The organism is Brevundimonas sp. GW460-12-10-14-LB2 (assembly GCF_001636925.1).
In the GTDB taxonomy this organism is placed as follows: Bacteria; Pseudomonadota; Alphaproteobacteria; order Caulobacterales; family Caulobacteraceae; genus Brevundimonas; species Brevundimonas vesicularis.
This window is the reverse complement of record NZ_CP015511.1, coordinates 2,400,664-2,419,357: the sequence shown is the minus strand read 5'-3', so window position 1 is coordinate 2,419,357 and position 18,694 is coordinate 2,400,664. Positions and strand designations below refer to the sequence as shown.

Here is an 18,694-nt window from a genome sequence, read left to right as displayed (position 1 = left end):
CTCAACAGTTGCTGCAGGTGATGCTGTCCACGGTGCGTGGTCGCAGATAGGACATGCGGCTGAACTTGGTCACATACGGCGCGACTTGATCGAAAGGCGAACTGTAGTCGTAGAAGGCTTCGGCGACGATAACGGACTCACCATCTTGCAGCATGTCCGAAGGAATTTTCGCTTCGGCGACGGTCAGTTTGGACGCGACGCCCTTACCAACGCTCCAATCCACCTTGTAGGTCGTGGCGTTGACGCGCGTGACGCTGCTGACGCGCTGGGTCAGAGGCGTGGCGGCGAAGGGCGCCATGATCAGGTCGCCGATGGCGAAGACATCCGTCAGATCGGTCTTGGTCACGCTGTCGCTTTGAGACACCAGGTCGGCGACCATGGACGAGACGTGGCCCGTGCGCTTCAGGGCCATATAGCCCTGACAGAACTCCACCATGCCGAAGTAGAACAGGATCAGGATCGGCGCGAGGAAGGCGAACTCGACCGCGGCGACACCGCGGACATCGTGCCGGAGCGCCCGAAGATGCGGGCAGAAGCGATCCAGCCCGCGCATCATTGCCACGGCTCGTTGCGGAAGGCGGTCGTCGCGGTCATCAACACCTTGCCTGGACCGACACGCGAAACGGCCTGGCTCAGCAAGGGCGTGACCAGAGGGTGGGTGTACCAGACGCGAACGAGGATCAACGACCCTGCCTGACCGCCGTCATAGGTGGTCTTGGAGGGGTCCATGGCGTTGTTGGTGATGGGGTCCGGTACGTTCGGAGATGAAAACTTCGGTATGACGCGCACGTCTACCGTCATTCGGTTCGCGCAGTCGGACTTGAAGACCACCATCTTGTCGCAGACCTGGGTCCTGAACTTCTCCTTGTCGAAGTTCTGTTCCTTGGCCTGACCCGTGCGGATCAAGCGGCCGCTTTCCATCGTCGCCGTCTCCAGGACCGAGTCCAGCACGAAGACGACGCCCAGCTCCAGGATGGAGAAGATCATCAGGAAGAAGGGGATGGCGACCATGGCGAATTCCACGGCGGCCGCGCCTTCACGCCTGCGCTTCGAGCGCGCCGTTCGTGACGGCGATGATCTCAGGGCGGGCATCGGCCGAAATCAGGGTGCGGTGGGCGCTGCGGCGGCCGCCGACGAGGATGAGGATCGGACGCTGGGGATGCAGGAGGCGCCGCAGGCCATTTCGGTCGCCTGGGCGCCCCGCCACACTCGAACCGAGCCGGTAGAGCCGCCGGTCACCACGATTTCGCGTTTGAATAGGGTGCGGCCCACGCCGTCGACGGCGACAACCTCTGTAACGCCATACCCTTTGCCGACAATGAACATGGTGTTGGCGTCCACCAGCGAGACGTCGGCGATCTGAGGGTTGCCGACGATGATGGAGGCCGCGGCGCCACGAAGCTGAACGCGCGCCGAGCGATCGATCTCGACGTTCAGCGCACCGTCCTGGGCGTCAGCGGCCACGGGGGCGGCCAAGGGGACCGCGAAGAGGGCGGCGGCGATCAGGAAGGACGGGATGCGGGACATCGGCGGCTCTTGATAGTGGCGCGTGCAAACGCGGACGCGCGCATAATGCAGCCGTGATCCTCAACAAAGGCTGAAGCGCTGGTATGAGAATTTTCTTTGGTAAATCTGCGCGTAACCAAACCTCGTGACTCCGATTTAACGGCCCTGGTGCATTTTGATCCTGCGTTTGGGGGTCAAGCGGGCTACCGGCTCCCCCCGCCAAGTTGCTCGCTAGACCATTTGAAAGAGGAATTACCCATGACCAAGTTCATCTCGCGCTTCGCCAAAGACGAATCGGGCGCCACCGCCATCGAATACGGCCTGATCGCCGCCCTGGTCGCCGTCGCCCTGATCACTGTTCTGACCACGATGAGCGGCAGCCTGAAGGCGACCTTCACCAAGGTTTCCACCGAACTTAATAAAGCGAACGCCTAATCATCGAGTAATCGACGCAGGGACGGGGCCGGAGCTGAAAAGCTCCGGCCCTTTTCTGTTGGCAACCCAAACTTAAGCCCTGCCGAAGAAAATGGACGTCATGGATACTCTGCTGCTCACCCTGCTCGGCGTCTTTCCGGCCTTGGTCATCATTGGGGGTCTGCACGACCTAATCACCATGAAGATCCCGAACTGGATCTCCCTGGCCCTTGTCGGCGCCTTCTTCCCCATCGCCTTTCTGATCGGCGCCGCGCCGATGGATGTCGCTATCCATGTCGGCATCGGGTTCGCGGCCTTGCTGGTCGGCATGGGCATGTTCGCCGCCGGCTGGATCGGTGGAGGCGACGCCAAGCTGCTGGCCGCCAGCTGTCTGTGGATGGGGATGAGCGGCGTCGCGCCCTTTTTGATCTACACTGGCATCGCGGGCGGCGCCTTCTGCCTGCTGCTGATGACCGCGCGTCAGTATTTTCCGATGGTCGCCCCTTCGGTGTCGCAAGGCTGGGTCATCAATCTGATGCAGCCCAAGGGCGACATTCCCTACGGCGTCGCCATCGCCATCGGCGCCCTGCTGGCCCTCCCGGAGAGCGGGCTGCTGCTGACCTTCGCCTCCGGTCGCTGACACCCCGTTGACCGGCGTTCGCGGCGCTTAGGAAGCGTTAACCCGCAAGGCCCATGATCGTTAACGGTAGGCGTCGGGGGATGAATCCGAAACACAGCGCCTGCTGGAGACATCCTGGATGAAGCCCGCCCGCATCGTCGTCATCTGTATCGCCGCCGTCTCGGCCATCGGCCTGGCCCTGGTGGTCCGGGCCATGGGGTCGTCGTCGAACGAACCCACGACACCCGCCGCTGCCGCTCCCGTCGAAGTCCGCCCGATGGCCAAGGTGCTGGTCGCCGCCAAGGACCTCGAACCCGGCAAGCGTCTGGTGGAGGCTGACCTTGAATGGAAAGATTGGCCCGTCGATGAGGTCAATCCCGTCTTCATCACTGACGGTTCCACGCCGGTGCCCGCCAAGCCCGCTGCGGAAAGCGCAGCGGCGAAGGCGACGGACGCCGTGAACCGCGTCGCCAAGGCGGCGACGGAACTGGCCACGACCGGCGCCAAGTCCGACTACATCGGCTCGGTGGTCCGCGAACCCATTCTGGCCGGAGAGCCCATCGTGTCGCGCAAAATCGTGCGCGCCGGCGACAGCGGCTATCTGGCCGCCTATCTGGAGCCCGGCATGCGGGCCATGGCCATCGCTGTGACGGTCGAATCCGCCGCCGGCGGCTTTATCCTGCCGGGCGATCGCGTCGATGTGGTGCTGACCGCCGAAACAAACCGCGACGGCGCCGTCGAGGGCGCGACCAAGTCAAAGTTCGCCTCGGGCGTCGTGCTGCAGAACATCAAGGTCCTGGCCATTGACCAGGCGACCCGCGTCGGCGACGACGCCCAAGCGGTGGTCGGCGCGACAGCCACCCTCGAGGTCAGACCCCAGGACTCGGTTCTGCTGGCACAGGCCAAGTCCGAGGGCGAACTGTCGCTGTCGCTGCGATCCTACGCCGACACCGCCGGGCCGTCCGGCGCCACGCGCCGCCCCGTTGCAGCCGTTTCCCAACCCCAGGCCGTGCGCATCTATCGCGGCGGCGCGCCCGAAGTGGTGGCCGTGCCATGAGAACTCAACCGATGCGCCGACCCACGATGCGCAAAGCCGCCGCCGCCGCAGCCTGCGCCCTTCTGGCCACCCTGGCCGCCGCGCCGGCCGGCGTCGCCCAGACCCGCGCCGCCGTCTCGACGGGTGCGGCGCAGAGACTGATCAACCTGCCGCGCGGCACTTCGTTCGCGGTCGATCTGCCGGCCGATGCCCGCGACGTGATTGTCTCCAATCCGCAGGTGGCCGAGGCCATGCTGCACTCGCCGCGCCGCATCACCGTCATCGGTATCGCGCCGGGTGAGACCGACGCCGTGTTTCTGGATGCAGCCGGCCGCACCATCCTGAGCCTGCGGGTCCGCGTGGACGCCGGCACCAGCGCGCTTCAGGACACGCTGGATCGCATGATCCCAGGGGGCGGCGTTAGGGCCGAGGCTGTCAACGACAGCATCATCCTGAGCGGGGTCGCCGAAAACCCTGCGCAATCGACGCAGGCCAGCCGCATCGCCGCCGCCTTCGTTTCGGCGCCCGAGAAGGTTCTGAACCTGATCACCGTACCGGGCTCGGATCAGGTGACGCTGAAGGTTCGTGTTGTCGAGGTTCAACGCAACGTCATCAAGCAACTGGGCTTTAATACCTCGGCGGTGCTGGGGCAGTTGGGCGACGCGCAGTGGCTGCTGGGCAATGCCGCGACCTGGGGCGTCAATGGCGCCCTGCTAGGCGGTATCAGCGCTGGAACGTCGATCGATACGACGAAAAACTATCAGATGCAGCGTCCATGCGTTGGAGCGGGCTGGCAGCCCGGAGCCCTGTGCCCGTTCACGGTCAGAGGCCCGGAGGATTCTGTGAACTGGGATACCGCCCAACCCGGCACGGGGCCTGGATCGGATGGCCTGAACAAGGGCGAGGCTACCCTCAAGGCGTTTGAGCGTGTGGGCCTGCTGCGCACCCTGGCCGAGCCAAACCTTACTTCCGTCAACGGCGAAGCCGCCAGCTTCCTGGCCGGGGGCGAGTTCCCCGTGCCGGCCAGCCGGGATTCGCAAGGTCAGATCACCGTCCAGTACAAACCCTATGGGGTCGGCCTTTCTTTCCGCCCGGTGGTTCTGTCCGGAGGGCGCATCAGCCTGCAGGTCAAGGTCGAGGTGTCCGAACTGTCGTCGCAAGGCGGCCTGACGATCGGCGCCGGGACGCCTTCGTCGATCACCCTGCCGGGTCTGACGGTCCGCCGCAGCGAGAACACGATCGAGATCCCCTCGGGCGGGTCGATGATGATCGCCGGACTGCTTCAGGAAAACAGCCGCCAGACGGTGGACTCTTTGCCGGGCGTCACGAACCTGCCGGTGCTGGGATCGCTGTTCCGGTCGCGCGACTATCTGATGGGCGAAACCGAACTGGTCGTCATCGTCGAGCCCTATATCGTCAGCCCGACGTCGCCGTCGCGAATGCAGACGCCGGCGGACGGCCTGCGGATCGCCGAGGATAGCCAGACCATCCTCTTTGGCCAGTTGAACCAGGTCTATGGGCTGCCGAATGCGCCCCCGGCCGGTTCGGTCGGCTATGTGATCGAGTGAGCACATCCATGACTCGCACCCTGATTGCTACACTTCTGACGACCACGGCCCTGGCGCTGGGCGCCTGTGTCGGCGGCCCCGCCAGCTTGGGCGGCGAGCCGCCGCTGACGCCGACCTCGCGTTATCAACTCCAGGTCGAGCCGAATCTGGATCGGATCGCCCTCGCGGTTCACGACAGCGGCCTGTCACCAACGCAAAACGGCGCGCTGCAAGAGTTGGTCAGGCGCTATCGCTACGTCGACGCCGTGCCGATGGTCATCGAAGCCCCCGCCGGAAACGATCCGGTGGCCCTGAAGATCGCCTATGACGTTCAATCGGCATTGGCGGCCTACGGCGTCGCGCCGGAGCGCATCACCTTGGTCAGCTACGCCGCGCCGGATCCGCGTGCGCCCGTGGTCGTCGGCTATCAGACGATCCGCGCCGCCGTGCCGCAGTGCGGAACCGCCTGGGGCAATCTGAGCCGGACCGGCGACAATCAGTCGGCATCGAACTTTGGATGCGCCGTGACGGCCAATCTGGCGGCCCAGATTGAGGATCCACGCGACATCCAGCGGCCACGCGCCATGACGCCAGCGGACGCCGGGCGGCGAACCGTAGTGTTCGATGCCTATCGCGGCGGCAAGCCGACGTCGGCGGATCGTGAAGACCTGATCCGGGATACCGCCGTGTCCCGTGCGGTGAACTGATCATGAGCACAGCCCCAGCCCCTCGCGAGTTCGACACCTTCGACGACGCGTTCGATGTCGATATGGAGTTCGCGCCTCCGGTTGACGACGTCGCCGCGCCGCGCAGCCCGCTTCAGTTCACGCCTGCGGCGTCGGCGATGCCGGCCAGCGCGGCGCCTCAGCCCCAATCGCCGCTTCAGGCCGCGCCTCTAGCGCCGGTCCCGGCCGCCCCGGCCTATGCGCCCGACGCCGCCGGCTTCAATCCGGTCGGTGACGTGGTCGCCCAGGCGCAAGCCAGCCTGATGGATACGGGTCTGGCGTTCACCGGTCTGGCCCCCGCCAGCAACATCGGCGAAGTGTCGGTGCCGCGCATCGCCATCCATGTTTTCGCCGAACGGCAGGACACCCTGGCCTCGGCCGAGCGGGCGGCCCAGGACCGCCGCCTGTCGCGCGCCACGACCCAGATTCGTGTCGGCGGCGTCGCTGCGGCCGTCGAGACCTATCAGCACGAGCCGACACCGCCGCTGATGATCGTCGAGTGCCTGAAAGACCCCCAGACCCTGCTGTGGGAAGTCGATCAGCTGGCTGAGGTCTGCGACGCCGGCACCAAGGTTGTGGTGATCGGCGCGACGAACGACATCATCCTGTTCCGCGAACTGATGCGGCGCGGGGTCAGTGAGTATCTGGTCGCGCCCTTGCAGCCGCTGCAGCTGATCGCGGCCATCGGCGGCCTGTTCAACGACCCGGCCCAGCCCTTCGTCGGTCGCACCATCGCCTTCGTCGGCGCGCGGGGCGGGGCGGGGGCCTCGGCCGTGGCGCACAACACCGCCTATGCGATTTCCGAGCGGATCGGCGCCAATACGGTGATCGTCGATTACGACCTGCCGTTCGGCACCGCCGGTCTGGATTTCAATCAGGACCCGCTGAACGGCGTCGCCGACGCGCTGGGCCAACCCGACCGGCTGGATTCGACCCTGCTGGACCGGATGATGGTCCGCTGCACCGACAAGCTGAGCCTGTTTGCGGCGCCCGCCAGCCTGGACACGGACTGGGACATCTCGACCGAGGCGTTCGAGGAGGTCACCAACCAGATCCGCGCCACGGCGCCCTTCGTCGTGCTGGACCTTCCGCACCTGTGGTCGCCGTGGATGCGCCGCACCCTGATCAGCGCCGACGAGGTGGTGGTCGTTGCGACGCCGGATCTGGCGTCCCTGCGCAACGCCAAGAACATGATCGACCTGATCCGTCAGGGCCGCCCCAATGACGCGCCGCCGCGCCTGGTGCTGAACCAGGTCGGCGTGCCGGGACGCCCCGAGATCCCGGCCAAGGACTTCGGCGCGGCGCTCGGCGTTCACCCCAGCCTGATCATTCCGTTTGACGCCAAGACCTTCGGCGCGGCCGCCAACAATGGCCAGATGATTCTGGACGCAGGCGCGAAGACCAAATCGGCCGAAGCCTTCCAGACCCTGGCCCAAATCGTGTCGCGGCGCGAACTGCCGATGGTGGCGGGACCCAAGGCCAAGCCGGCAAAGGCCGGCAAGGCGGAGAAGGCCAAGCCGGCCGATGGGGCGTCGAAATCCTTGTTCGCCAATATGTTCAAGAAGCGCTGACGCATGTTCGGCAAACGCACAGGTCAACCGGGCGCCGCCCCTGCGCCCCTGCGGCCGGCTCCGGCCCCGGCCCCCGCTCCGGCATCCGCGCCCGGCGGCGAACCTGTGTCCGTGTTCAGCATGCAGGCGACCGCCGCGCCGATGGCGGCGGCGGCCAAGACGCCGGCCTATGCCTATGCCGACGAGGATCTGGAGCCGGCGGCCGACGCCTTCGACCGAGCGTCTGCCCCGACCCAGCCCGCGCCGGCCGATCGGTTGGACGCCCTAGCCTCGCGTCCCAAACCCAAGCCGGCGCCTGAGGCTCCGCGTCCTACCGGCAATGTCGCCGGCACGGGCCCGAAGGCCACGGCGGGTCTTGAACAGCTAAAGAAGGCCCAGGCGGTCGCCGAGATCGTCCGGGAACAGAGCGACTACTATCACGCCACGAAGACGACGATCTTCAACGCGTTGATGAACACCATCGACTTGGCCCAACTGGCGCATCTGGACCAGAAGGCGGCGTCGGAAGAGATCCGCGACATCGTCGCCGAACTGGTGGCGATCAAGAACGTCTCCATGTCGGTCGCCGAGCAGGAGCATCTGGTCCAGGACATCGTCAACGACGTTCTGGGCTATGGTCCGCTTGAGCCGCTGCTGAGCCGCGACGACATCGCCGACATCATGGTCAATGGCGCAGGCCGCGTCTTCATCGAGGTCGCGGGCAAGGTCCAGCTGACCAATGTCCGTTTCCGCGACAACACCCAGCTGATGAACATCTGCCAGCGGATCGTGAGCCAGGTCGGCCGCCGCGTGGACGAATCGAGCCCCATCTGCGACGCCCGCTTACCGGACGGCTCGCGCGTCAACGTCATCGCTCCGCCGCTTGCGATCGACGGCCCGACGCTGACGATCCGGAAGTTCAAGAAAGACAAGCTGACGATGAAGAATCTGGTGGAGTACGCCTCCATCAGTCCCGAAGGCGCGCGCGTCTTGGGCGTCATCGGCGCCTCGCGATGCAATCTGGTCATCTCGGGCGGCACCGGCTCGGGCAAGACGACCCTGCTGAACACCCTGACGGCATTCATCGACCCGACCGAACGCGTCATCACCTGCGAGGACGCCGCCGAGCTGCAACTGCAGCAGCCGCACGTCGTGCGTCTGGAAACCCGTCCGCCGAACCTGGAAGGCCAGGGCACGATCACGATGCGGGATCTGGTCAAGAACTGTCTGCGGATGCGTCCCGAGCGGATCATCGTCGGCGAGGTGCGCGGACCTGAGGCGTTCGACCTGTTGCAGGCCATGAACACGGGCCACGACGGCTCGATGGGAACGCTGCACGCCAACAGTCCGCGCGAGGCCATCAGCCGGATGGAGTCCATGATCACCATGGGCGGATACGGCCTGCCGTCCAAGACGATCCGCGAGATGATCGTCGGCTCGGTCGATGTCATCATCCAGGCCGCCCGCCTGCGCGACGGTTCGCGCCGCATCACCCACATCACCGAAGTCGTGGGCCTGGAAGGCGATGTGATCGTGACGCAGGACCTGTTCGTCTACGACATCACCGGCGAGGACGAGAACGGCAAGATCATCGGCCGGCACCGCTCGACCGGCATCGCCCGTCCCCGCTTCTGGGACCGCGCTCGATACTACGGGCTGGAGCGCGAGCTGGCCGACGCCCTGGACGCGGCGGAGTAGGACGATGCTTCCGATTCTCGCCGCCGTTTTGGCCTTCATCACCATCGGCGGCCTGGGTTGGGTCTTCGTCGGCGGAGACGATTCCTCGGCCCAGGCCGTCAAGCGCGCCCAGAGCATGGGCGAGAGCAAGAAGAACCCTGCGCTCGCCCGCAAGGCGGCCGCCGCCAATACGCCCGAGGCGCGCCGCAAGCAGATCCTGGTTCAGTTGCAGGACGCCGACCGGCGCGAGCGCAAGGCGCGCACGACCCTGGCGTCGCGCCTGAAACAGGCGGGGCTGAGCCTGAGCGTGACGACCTTCTACATCATCTCAGCTGTGGTCGGGCTCGCGACCGGCCTAGGCGCGCTGATCTTCGGTTTGCCGATCCTGGTGGTTGTAGGCATCGCGCTGATCTTCGGTCTGGGACTGCCGCGCTGGATCGTGGGCTTCCTCGGCAAGTCGCGGATGAAGAAGTTCTCGCTGGAGTTCCCCAACGCCGTCGATGTGATCGTGCGCGGCATCAAGTCGGGCCTGCCGGTCCACGAATGTTTCAAGATCATCGCCCGCGAGAGCCCGGCTCCGCTCGGGCCGGAGTTTCAGACGCTGGTCGAGGGCCTGGGCGTCGGCCTGACCCTGGAGCAGGCGCTGGAGAAGATGTACGGCCGGATGCCGACGTCCGAACTGCGCTTCTTCACCATCGTCATCGCCATTCAGCAGAAAACCGGCGGCAATCTGGCCGAGGCGCTGGGCAATCTGTCGGCCGTTCTGCGCGCCCGTCGGATGATGGGCGAGAAGATCAAGGCGCTGTCGTCCGAAGCGCTGGCCTCGGCGGGAATCATCGCGTCCCTGCCGCCGGCGGTGATGACGATGGTCATGTTCACGACGCCCGGCTATATGATGCCGTTATTCAATGACTTCCGCGGCAACTTCCTCCTGCTCATCGCGGCTGTGCTGATGTCGACCGGCATCTTCGTGATGAAACGCATGATCTCGTTCAAGTTCTGAGGCCGGGATCATGGAAAGCTTCATCCGTTTCATCACCGATCCGCAGAACCTGCTCAGCATCGGCGTGGGCGTGCTGGTCTTCGCCACCGTCCTCACCCTGATGTCGTCGATGACGGGCGGGGTTGCGCTGGACAAGAGGATGAAGGCCGTCGCGGAACGCCGCGACGACCTGAAACGCCGGTCGCGGGCGAACATGGCCGGCGGTCAGGGCGCGCTGCGTCACACCGATGACGGTTTCAAGAAGCGGATCGTGGATCGGCTGAACCTCAGCAAGCTGCTGGAGGATCCCAAGGTCGCGGGTCAGATGGTGCAGGCCGGTTATCGCGGGCCGCGTCCGCTGACGACCTTCTACTTCTTCCGCTTCGCCTCGCCCTTCATCTTCATGGTGGTGGCGGCCTTCTACCTGTTCATTCTCAAGGTCGTGGACTGGCCCACGATGAATAAGTTGACGGCCACGATGGCGGCGGCGGTGGCCGGCTTCTATGCGCCGAACCTCTATCTCAAGAACAGGATCGACAAGCGCCGCACCTCGATCATGCAGGCGTTTCCCGACGCACTGGACCTGTTGCTGATCTGTGTCGAAGCGGGCATGTCCATTGAGGCGGCGATCGCCAAGGTCAGCCAGGAGATGGGTCCGTCGTCGATCGATCTGGCGGAGGAGCTGTCGCTGCTCTCGGCCGAGCTGTCGTATCTTCCTGACCGTCGCATGGCCTATGAAAACCTGAGCAAGCGCACCAATCATCCGGGCGTGAAGTCCGTGGCCACCGCCATGACCCAGGCCGAAACCTACGGCACGCCGCTGGCGACCGCTCTGCGCGTGATGGCCAAGGAAAATCGCGATTTGCGGATGTCCGCCGCAGAGAAGAAGGCCTCGGCCCTACCTGCCAAACTGACCGTGCCGATGATCCTGTTCTTCCTGCCGGTGCTGTTCGTCGTCATTCTGGGACCGGCGATCCTGAACGTCATGGACATGATGAAGGGCGGTTAAGCCGCTCCAGCTTCCGCCGCCGCCTTCAGACCCTCGGCGGCGCTTTCCAGCGCCTTCTTCATCGCCGGGCGGTGCTTGTCGTGGAACAGCTCGCCGCGAATGCCCGAAAAGCGAATGCCGATGGCGACGATGCAGTTGCCGGGCGCCAGCTCCTCGATCTGGATATAGCGCAGGCTCTGGAACAGGAAGCCGCGCCGTTCGGCCCAGACCAGCCGCGCGCGCGGCTGCCATTCCACCACTTGGGCCGCCGACTGGCGTTCGGCCATGTCGGGCCAGGCCTCGGTCATGGTCAGACGGCCGCCATAGGCGATGGCGCCCGAGACGTCCCTGTCGATCGGGTTCCAGACGCCCCAGCCGGACAGGTCCGCGACCAGATCCCAGATGCGGTCCGAGGTCGCTTGAACGCCGACGCGTTTTTCGATGCGAGTGTCATCCATGGTTTCGCTCTGACACGGCTGGCCGCCGGAAGAAAGGCGCCGAGCCTCAGTGGGCGGCGTCGACCCGCTTCAACCGCCGTCCGTCATCCAGCCCCAGCCGCGTCTTGACCTCGAACAGATCGGCGCCGGCCGGAATGATCAGCAGCTTCTTGGGCTGGGCCGTGTTGACGGCGACGACGGCCCCTTTGGGACAGATGTCGAAACAGTCGGCGCCGACGACTGTCAGCTCGCCCTTGCGACCCTGCTTGCCCTTCTTGAGGTGCAGATATTTTCGCAGCGCCTTTTTCAGCGTCAGATCCCCGCCGGGACCGAAGCCGCCGTCCAGCTTTTTCGAACATTTGCGGCAGACCAGAACGACGTCGCGCCATTCGGTCTTTGCGCTCTTGAAGGCCTTCTCACCCATGCGGACAGAAATCGCCGTTCGCGACGGCTTGCACAAGCGAGTGCGGCGCCATCACCTGTCGTCGGGCTGAAAATTTCACGGGACCTTCACATGCGCCGATTGTTCGCCGCCTCCACAATGGCGCTGCTGCTTGCCGCCGGCGCCGCTCAGGCTCAGGTCGATACGGCCAGCGTGGACGCCGCCGTGCAGCGCGTCATGCCCGAGGTCGTCGCCTGGCGGCGCGACTTCCACCAGCATCCGGAACTGGGCTTCGCCGAGACCCGCTCCGCCGGGGTGATCGCCGAGCATCTGCGATCGCTGGGGCTGGAGGTGCGCCCCGGGGTCGGCAAGACCGGGGTGATCGGCGTGCTGCGCGGCGCACGGCCGGGCCGGACGGTGGCCCTGCGCGCCGATATGGACGCCCTGCCGGTGCAGGAGGCGACGGGCCTCGACTTCGCCTCGAGCGCGACCGGGACCTATATGGGCAATACGGTGCCGGTGGCCCACGCCTGCGGCCACGACATGCATATGGCCATGCTGATGGGCGCGGCCGAGGTGCTGGCGGGGATGAAGGACCGGATCGCCGGCACGGTGGTCTTCGTCTTCCAGCCGGCCGAGGAGGGCGCGCCTCCGGGAGAGCCCAAGGGCGGGGCGGCCCTGATGATCGCCGAAGGGGCGCTGAACGATCCCAAGCCCGAGGCCATCTTCGGCCTGCACGTCGTGCCGGGCCGTCCGGGCAGCGTCTTCTATCGGCCCGAGGGGTTTATGGCGGCCTCGGACCGCGTGGATATCCGCCTGAAGGGCAAGCAGACGCACGGCGCCTGGCCCTGGCGCGGGGTCGATGTGATCGCGGTGGCGGGTCAGGTGGTCGAGACGGTCAACACCCTGACTGCCCGGACGGTCGATCCGACCACGACCCCGACCGTCTTCACCATCGCCACGATCAACGCCGGCGTCCGCTACAACATCATCCCCAACAGCGCGACGCTGTCGGGTACGCTGCGCACCTTCGATACGGCCCAGCGCGACGCCCTGGTCGCCCGCGCCGAGACTGCCATCGACCATGTCGCAGAGGCCTACGGCGCCACCGCCGAGTTCGGCGTCAAACAGAACGCCGCCCTAGTGTTCAACGACCCTGATCTGTCCGCCTGGCTGGCCCCGGTCCTGACCGAGGCGGCGGGCGAGGGGAACGTGAACCCCGCCACGCCCCCCACCACGGTGGCCGAGGACTTCAGCTATTTCCAGCAGGTCATCCCCGGCGTCTTCTACCATCTCGGGGCCAGTCCCGACGGCGTCGATCCCGCGACCTCCGCGCCCAATCACTCGCCGGAGTTCTCACCGAACGAGAACGTTCTGCCGCTGGGGGTGAAGACGCATGTGCTGACAGTGCTGCGGTTCCTGGAGCGGAGCTAGAAGAGGCGAGCGATGGCGCGTGAGGCGATGGTCCTGACGTCCAACCACACCATCGATAACTGAGTGAGCTTCGCCATGACTAATGACTTCGAAAGCGTCCTCCATATGCTTCCGCCCGACGTAGCGCAGGACATCGCCAACAAGACGGTCGATCGTGGGCTCTTGGAAGAGGGGTTTCTCTCCCCGATGTCCACGGTGTTGATCAACCATCTGGTCCCAAACAACGCTGAGTGGTTCGCCCTATGTGACCGCTTGAACCGGCTGGCGCAGAAGATCGTCAACAACGCCATCATCGATGGGAAGCGCGACGATCCGAAGCCAATCTCGGTCCGGCTTATGTTGAAAAGCAACCAGTCGCTCCAAGGCGCCGTCTTGCTCTCCCAACGCGGAATGACAGCCGAAGCCGAAACGCTGGCGCGGACATGCCTGGAGATCACATTCTGGCTTGGCTACCTCGCGAAGAAACCGGAAGAAGCAGCGGCTCTGTTCATGGCCGAAGAACACAAGTCGAGTTCCGAGCGCGCCAAGATGCTGGCCAAGCTCATGGAACCCGAGGCGGCGGCGCACTTCGTCAAGATCGCGGCCGAAGCCGACGCGGCTTATGCGAAGGGACCGAACAAAATCCGGATCAAAGAGCTGGCCGAACGCGCGAATCTTGCCGATCAATACGTCTACTATCGGACCCTTTGTGCAGTGTCGGCGCACCCGTCGATTTCGTCTTTGGACAGGTTCATAAAGGTCAACGAAGACGGCCTTCTTAGTTTCAATGTCGGCCCAGATGAAGACGGCATTCCGTTCGCGCTCATGAACACCGTCAACGCCCACCTCTGGGGGCTCGGTTTCTTCGCCATCGTCAACGACATGGACGACACAGAAGAGCATCTGAATGGGATCCGCGCCGAACGCGACCGACTATTGATGGCGATGGTTTAGACCAGTTGAGGTGCGAGAGATCGCGAACGCGGCCGATCTAGCCGCCGCCCGACAGAACCTTCGCACTCTTACAGTGAGAGGCGGTTGGCTGCGGCGATGTCTGATAGCCACTCTCATCGGACTCTAGGGATGTCGCGTTTAGAGCGCACCGAGTACAGTGACCTTCTAGCCTGACACGACCATCGAAAGCCGGCCTAAAGCCGCTCGAACACCGTCTCGATCACCCGGCGATACACAGCCGTCAGGGTTTCCAACTCCGCCGTCGGCACGCGTTCGTCGATCTGGTGCATGGTCTGGCCGACCAGGCCCAGTTCCAGCACCGGGCAAAGCGCGCGGATGAAGCGGGCGTCGGAGGTGCCGCCGGTGGTCGAGGCCTCGGGGCGACGGCCCGCCACGGCCTCGACAGCGTCCTGAACCGCCTCCACGAAGGCGCCCGGCTCGGTCAGGAAGGCCTCGCCCGAGCACAGATGCTCCAGCGTGATCTGCAGCCCGGTCTCGGCCTGGACTGCGCCGGCCTCGCGGTTTAGCCAGTCGATCAGGGCGTCGCCCGTATGGCTGGGGTTGAAGCGGATGTTCAGCCGCGCCGTCGCCTGGGCCGGGATGATGTTGGTGGCCGGATTGCCGATGTCGATGGTGGTGATTTCGAGGTTCGACGGGGGGAAATTCTCGTAGCCTTCATCCAGAACGTGATCGTTCAGGCGGGCCATCAGCTTCGCGATCACCGGGGCCGGGTTGGCGGCGCGCTCGGGATAGGCGACGTGGCCCTGTTTGCCGTGGACGGTGATCCAGGTGTTCAAAGAGCCGCGCCGTCCGACCTTGATCATGTCGCCCAGCTGCTGCGACGAGGAGGGTTCGCCGACGACGCAGGCGTCGATGATTTCGCCCTCGGCGGCCAGCGCTTCGACCACCCGTTTTGTGCCGTGCAGCGCCGGACCTTCCTCGTCGCCGGTGATCAGGAAGGAGAGGGAGCCTGCGGGTTCACCGTCCGCGATGACCTGGGACACGGCGGCGACCCAGGCGGCGATCCCGCCCTTCATGTCCACCGCGCCGCGACCGTACAGGACGCCGTCCTTGACCTCGGCGTTGAAGGGTTGCGACGACCACTGATCCGACGGGCCGGTCGGGACCACGTCCGTATGGCCGGCGAAACAGAGGTTGGGCGAAGCGGTCCCGCGCCGGGCGTACAGGTTCTCGATCCGCGCATGGACGCCCTCGCCCCCCGGTCCCTCGAAGGCCAGCCGGCGGCAGGTGAAGCCCAGCGCCGTCAGATGCCGTTCCAGCACATCCATCGCCCCTTCGTCGGCGGGCGTGACGGAGGGGATGCGGATCAGGTCGCGGGTCAGTTCGACAGGATCGATAACGGGAGTTGATGCGCGGTTCATGCGGCTATGCTTTACGGAAATCGCGCGAAGGCGAGAAGGCCCATGCCCAAGATCGACATCGACAGCGCGCCGACAAGCTTCGGCACCACCTATCCCGAAGAGTTCGCGGAGCCGTGCAAGCCGCGCCGCCGCTGGCGGCTGGGCGATGCGGCGGGGCTGAGCCAGTTCGGCGTCAACCTGCTGCGCCTGCCCGACGGCGCCTGGTCCAGCCAGCGCCACTGGCACGCCGAAGAGGACGAGTTCGTCATGGTGCTCGAGGGCGAGGTGGTGCTGATCGAGGACGATGGCGAAACGATCCTGTGCGCCGGCGACTGCGCCGGGTTCAAGGCTGGCGTGCCGAACGGCCATAAGCTGGAGAACCGATCCGGCCGCGAGGCGGTTCTGCTGGAAGTCGGCACGCGCAGCCCGACGATCACCCCCGCCGACTATCCCGACATCGACATGGTGCTGCACGCCGGCGTCGACGGCTATTTCCACCGCGACGGCTCGCCCTATCCGAAATACCCAAGAAGAACGTGACCACAGAATCCATCGCTGCCGGCCCCGCCGCCCCATCCGTTCCGCCGTCTCCATCATCTGGGGGGCCAGAAGGCCCGTCCAGCCCGTGGGGCATTCGCGACTTCCGCCTGTTGTGGTTCGGGCGTGTGGTGGCGGTGCTGGCGATCCAGATCCAGTCGTCGGCCCTGTTGTGGCAGGTCTATGAGATCGCCCGGCGCGATCATCCGATCGAGGAGGCCAGCCTGTATCTGGGGCTGGTGGGGCTGTGTCAGTTCCTGCCGCTGCTGGCCTTCACCCTGCCCGCCGGGGCGATGGCGGATCGGCGCGACAGAAAGCGCACGGTGTGGATCTCGATCCTGGTCGAGGCGGCCTGCGCGGGATCGTTCCTGGCCATGGCCTTGCATGGGAATCCGCCGCTGTGGGGTCTGTTGGTGGTCGCGGCCCTGTTCGGCGCGGCGCGGGCGTTTCTGGCGCCGGCCAGCCAGGCGTTTCTGCCGATGGTGGTGGGTCGAAAGGCCCTGCCGCCGGCCATCGCGGCCCAGTCCATCGCGTTTCAGACCGGCGCCATCGCCGGCCCGGCCCTGGGCGGGGTGATCGTGGGGGTGAACGTGCCCTTGGCCTATGCGGTGTCGCTGGGGATGTTCCTTCTGGCCGTCGCGGCCTTCATCCTGATCCGCACCAGCGGGAGACCTGCGCCCCAGGCCAATCCGCTGTCGCCGGTCGACTCGGTGAAAGAGGGGCTGGCCTATGTGTGGAAGACCAAGATCGTGCTGGGCGCCATTTCGTTGGATCTGGTGGTGGTGCTGCTGGCGGGCGTGGCGCTGCTGACGCCGATCTTCGCGCGCGACATCCTGCATGTCGGACCGCAAGGGTTCGGCCTGTTGCGGGCGTCGTTCGGCGTGGGGGCCATGGTCATGGCCATCTATCTGAGCCGCTATCCGATCCGTCAGAACGGCGGGCGCTGGATGTTCGCGGCGGTGGCGGTGTTCGGCCTGTGCACCATCACCTTCGGCCTGTCGCGCATCGTCTGGCTGTCGGGCCCGGCCCTGTTCATTGGCGGGGCGGCGGACATGATCAGCGTCAATGTGCGCCAGACCCTGATCCAGCTGGCCACGCCCGATCACATGCGCGGCCGGGTGTCGTCGGTGTCCATGCTGTTCATCGGCGCCTCGAATGAACTGGGCGAGGCCTATTCCGGCGTCATGGTCCGGCTGCTGGGCGCGGTCGGCGCGGCGGTGTTCGGCGGATTCGGCGCCCTGGCCGCGACCGGGGCCTGGGCGACGATGTTCCCGGGGCTGAGGAAGGCGGACAAGCTGACGTGACGATCGCGTCCCCTCCCCACAAAGTGGGGAGGGGGATCGCGCAGCGGTGGAGGGGCTCTTAAAGTCCCGCAGGCTCTAGCGATGCGGTAAAAAGCCCCTCCGTCTCTCCGCTGCGCTACGAGCCACCTCCCCATCAGATGGGGAGGAGACGGTCAGGACTGCTCACCACGCCTTGAAATGCTTCGACAGCTTCAGGCCCTGGTTCTGGTAGTGGCTGCCGCTTTCGCCATACAGGCGGCTGGGGCGTTCTGTTAGGGGTTCATAGACCAGGCGGGCGACGATCTGGCCGTGTTCCAACAGGAACGGCGTATCGTGGGTGCGGACTTCCAGCACGCCTTTAGAGCCCGCGCCGTGCGCCTCGTCGGTGCCGAAGCCGGGATCGAAGAAGCCGGCGTAGTGGACGCGGAACTCGCCGACCGACGGATCGATCGGAGTCATCTCGGCGGCCTGGTCGACCGGGATTTCGACGTCGTCGGACGAGGCCAGGATGTAGAACTCGCCCGGATCCAGCAGCAGTTCGCCACGGCGCAGGCTCAGCGGCTCCCAGAAGTCGCGCGGATCGTGGCCGTCGATGTGGTCCAGATCGACCACGCCCGCATGGCGACGCCCGCGGAAGCCGACGATGTCGCCGCCCTGCAGATCGACGCCGACCGAGCGGGTCTCCAGCTTGGGCGGATCGCCGGCTTTGAGCCGCAGCTGGTTCAGGCGCGTGCCGGGACGGACCAGGATGGAGAAGGTCTGGGGCGCGACCTCCATATAGAGGGGGCCGTCATAGCCTTCGGCGACGTCATCGAAGCTGGCGCCCTGATCGGTCAGCAGGCGCACGAAGACATCGACGCGGCCGGTCGAGCTTTTCGGATTGGCGCGGGCGATCAGGCCTTGGGGCAGTTTCAGCCGCTCCTGAAGGCGCACGATATAGACGCAGCCCTTTTCCAGCACGACGCCGGCCTCGGTGATCTCGATGGCGTGCATGGCCACGTCGGCGATGCGGTCCTCGACCTTGCGCCGGCCGGGCAGGAAGGAGGCGCGCACGCGCCAGGCCTGATCCGACAGCCGCAGATCCAGGCTGGCCGGCTGGACCTGGTCGTGGTCGAAGGGCGTGTCGGAGGTGACGGCGCCGGCGGCGATCAACGTCTCGATGGACTGGGCGGGCAGGATGCCGGGACGGGGCGCTTGGAAGGAGCTCATGGCGTCTGTCTCACACGGTTTTCACGACTTGTCTCCAAGTCGCGCTTGCAGCCCGCGCGCGGCGGGGCGAGCAT

Annotated in this window: 20 protein-coding genes; 13 read left to right on the top strand and 7 right to left on the bottom strand. The window is 65.7% G+C overall.

Annotated elements, in window-relative coordinates; genetic code table 11:
• Position 1: 1 nt before the first annotated feature.
• From A4249_RS12050 to A4249_RS12040, 3 genes are all read right to left on the bottom strand, one after another.
• Complete coding sequence (locus tag A4249_RS12050) at positions 2-556, bottom strand: TadE/TadG family type IV pilus assembly protein (RefSeq protein ID WP_066552871.1); 555 nt, start codon at positions 554-556, stop codon at positions 2-4.
• On the bottom strand, positions 553-1,023 hold the full coding sequence (locus A4249_RS12045; RefSeq protein ID WP_231868703.1) for a TadE/TadG family type IV pilus assembly protein: 471 nt from the start codon (positions 1,021-1,023) through the stop codon (positions 553-555). Before A4249_RS12045 ends, A4249_RS12050 begins: the two co-directional genes overlap by 4 nt.
• A gap of 78 nt (positions 1,024-1,101) precedes the next feature.
• Positions 1,102-1,527: a pilus assembly protein N-terminal domain-containing protein gene (locus tag A4249_RS12040; RefSeq protein ID WP_066552867.1), complete on the bottom strand. Its 426-nt coding sequence runs from the start codon at positions 1,525-1,527 to the stop codon at positions 1,102-1,104.
• A 237-nt stretch (positions 1,528-1,764) separates the two neighbouring features.
• Here A4249_RS12040 and A4249_RS12035 point away from each other — a divergent pair, with 237 nt between their 5' ends.
• From A4249_RS12035 to A4249_RS11995, 9 genes are all read left to right on the top strand, one after another.
• Positions 1,765-1,941, top strand: coding sequence for a Flp family type IVb pilin (locus tag A4249_RS12035; protein WP_066552864.1), 177 nt, complete (start codon positions 1,765-1,767; stop codon positions 1,939-1,941).
• Between the two features lie 100 nt (positions 1,942-2,041).
• A complete protein-coding gene (locus A4249_RS12030; RefSeq protein WP_066555139.1) occupies positions 2,042-2,560 on the top strand; it encodes an A24 family peptidase in 519 nt (172 codons plus the stop codon).
• Between the two features lie 118 nt (positions 2,561-2,678).
• Positions 2,679-3,596, top strand: coding sequence for a Flp pilus assembly protein CpaB (gene cpaB, locus A4249_RS12025; RefSeq protein WP_066552859.1), 918 nt, complete (start codon positions 2,679-2,681; stop codon positions 3,594-3,596).
• Between the two features lie 11 nt (positions 3,597-3,607).
• Positions 3,608-5,143, top strand: a complete 1,536-nt coding sequence (locus A4249_RS12020) for a type II and III secretion system protein family protein (RefSeq protein WP_045810662.1) — start codon at positions 3,608-3,610, stop codon at positions 5,141-5,143.
• Positions 5,144-5,151: 8 nt separating this feature from the next.
• Complete coding sequence (locus tag A4249_RS12015; protein WP_066552857.1) at positions 5,152-5,829, top strand: CpaD family pilus assembly protein; 678 nt, start codon at positions 5,152-5,154, stop codon at positions 5,827-5,829.
• A 2-nt stretch (positions 5,830-5,831) separates the two neighbouring features.
• Positions 5,832-7,418: an AAA family ATPase gene (locus A4249_RS12010; protein ID WP_066552855.1), complete on the top strand. Its 1,587-nt coding sequence runs from the start codon at positions 5,832-5,834 to the stop codon at positions 7,416-7,418.
• A gap of 3 nt (positions 7,419-7,421) precedes the next feature.
• Positions 7,422-9,095, top strand: a complete 1,674-nt coding sequence (locus A4249_RS12005; RefSeq protein ID WP_231868702.1) for a CpaF family protein — start codon at positions 7,422-7,424, stop codon at positions 9,093-9,095.
• 4 nt (positions 9,096-9,099) lie between these two features.
• Complete coding sequence (locus tag A4249_RS12000) at positions 9,100-10,077, top strand: type II secretion system F family protein (RefSeq protein ID WP_066552854.1); 978 nt, start codon at positions 9,100-9,102, stop codon at positions 10,075-10,077.
• A 10-nt stretch (positions 10,078-10,087) separates the two neighbouring features.
• Complete coding sequence (locus A4249_RS11995) at positions 10,088-11,065, top strand: type II secretion system F family protein (protein ID WP_066552852.1); 978 nt, start codon at positions 10,088-10,090, stop codon at positions 11,063-11,065.
• Here the strand turns inward: A4249_RS11995 and A4249_RS11990 are convergent.
• Positions 11,062-11,502, bottom strand: a complete 441-nt coding sequence (locus A4249_RS11990) for an SRPBCC domain-containing protein (protein WP_066552850.1) — start codon at positions 11,500-11,502, stop codon at positions 11,062-11,064. The genes A4249_RS11995 and A4249_RS11990 overlap by 4 nt on opposite strands.
• Positions 11,503-11,548: 46 nt before the next feature.
• Positions 11,549-11,905 carry a hypothetical protein gene (locus A4249_RS11985; RefSeq protein ID WP_066552848.1) on the bottom strand — a complete coding sequence of 119 codons (357 nt, stop codon included), beginning with the start codon at positions 11,903-11,905 and terminating at the stop codon, positions 11,549-11,551.
• Between the two features lie 90 nt (positions 11,906-11,995).
• On the opposite strand from A4249_RS11985, the gene A4249_RS11980 reads away from it, so the two are divergent.
• Complete coding sequence (locus A4249_RS11980) at positions 11,996-13,297, top strand: amidohydrolase (protein ID WP_066552846.1); 1,302 nt, start codon at positions 11,996-11,998, stop codon at positions 13,295-13,297.
• A 63-nt stretch (positions 13,298-13,360) separates the two neighbouring features.
• Entirely contained in the window at positions 13,361-14,230 is an 870-nt protein-coding gene (locus tag A4249_RS11975) for a DUF5677 domain-containing protein (RefSeq protein WP_156494709.1), read from the top strand.
• A gap of 194 nt (positions 14,231-14,424) precedes the next feature.
• Here the strand turns inward: A4249_RS11975 and dapE are convergent, their stop codons facing one another.
• Positions 14,425-15,612, bottom strand: a complete 1,188-nt coding sequence (gene dapE, locus A4249_RS11970) for a succinyl-diaminopimelate desuccinylase (RefSeq protein ID WP_066552844.1) — start codon at positions 15,610-15,612, stop codon at positions 14,425-14,427.
• Between the two features lie 42 nt (positions 15,613-15,654).
• On the opposite strand from dapE, the gene A4249_RS11965 reads away from it, so the two are divergent.
• On the top strand, positions 15,655-16,131 hold the full coding sequence (locus tag A4249_RS11965; protein WP_066552842.1) for a cupin domain-containing protein: 477 nt from the start codon (positions 15,655-15,657) through the stop codon (positions 16,129-16,131).
• A 92-nt stretch (positions 16,132-16,223) separates the two neighbouring features.
• On the top strand, positions 16,224-17,432 hold the full coding sequence (locus A4249_RS11960) for an MFS transporter (RefSeq protein WP_066555136.1): 1,209 nt from the start codon (positions 16,224-16,226) through the stop codon (positions 17,430-17,432).
• Between the two features lie 162 nt (positions 17,433-17,594).
• Here A4249_RS11960 and A4249_RS11955 read toward each other — a convergent pair whose 3' ends face one another.
• Positions 17,595-18,620 (bottom strand): 2'-deoxycytidine 5'-triphosphate deaminase, encoded by a 1,026-nt coding sequence (locus tag A4249_RS11955; RefSeq protein WP_055754408.1) that lies wholly within the window; start codon positions 18,618-18,620, stop codon positions 17,595-17,597.
• Positions 18,621-18,694: the final 74 nt, after the last annotated feature.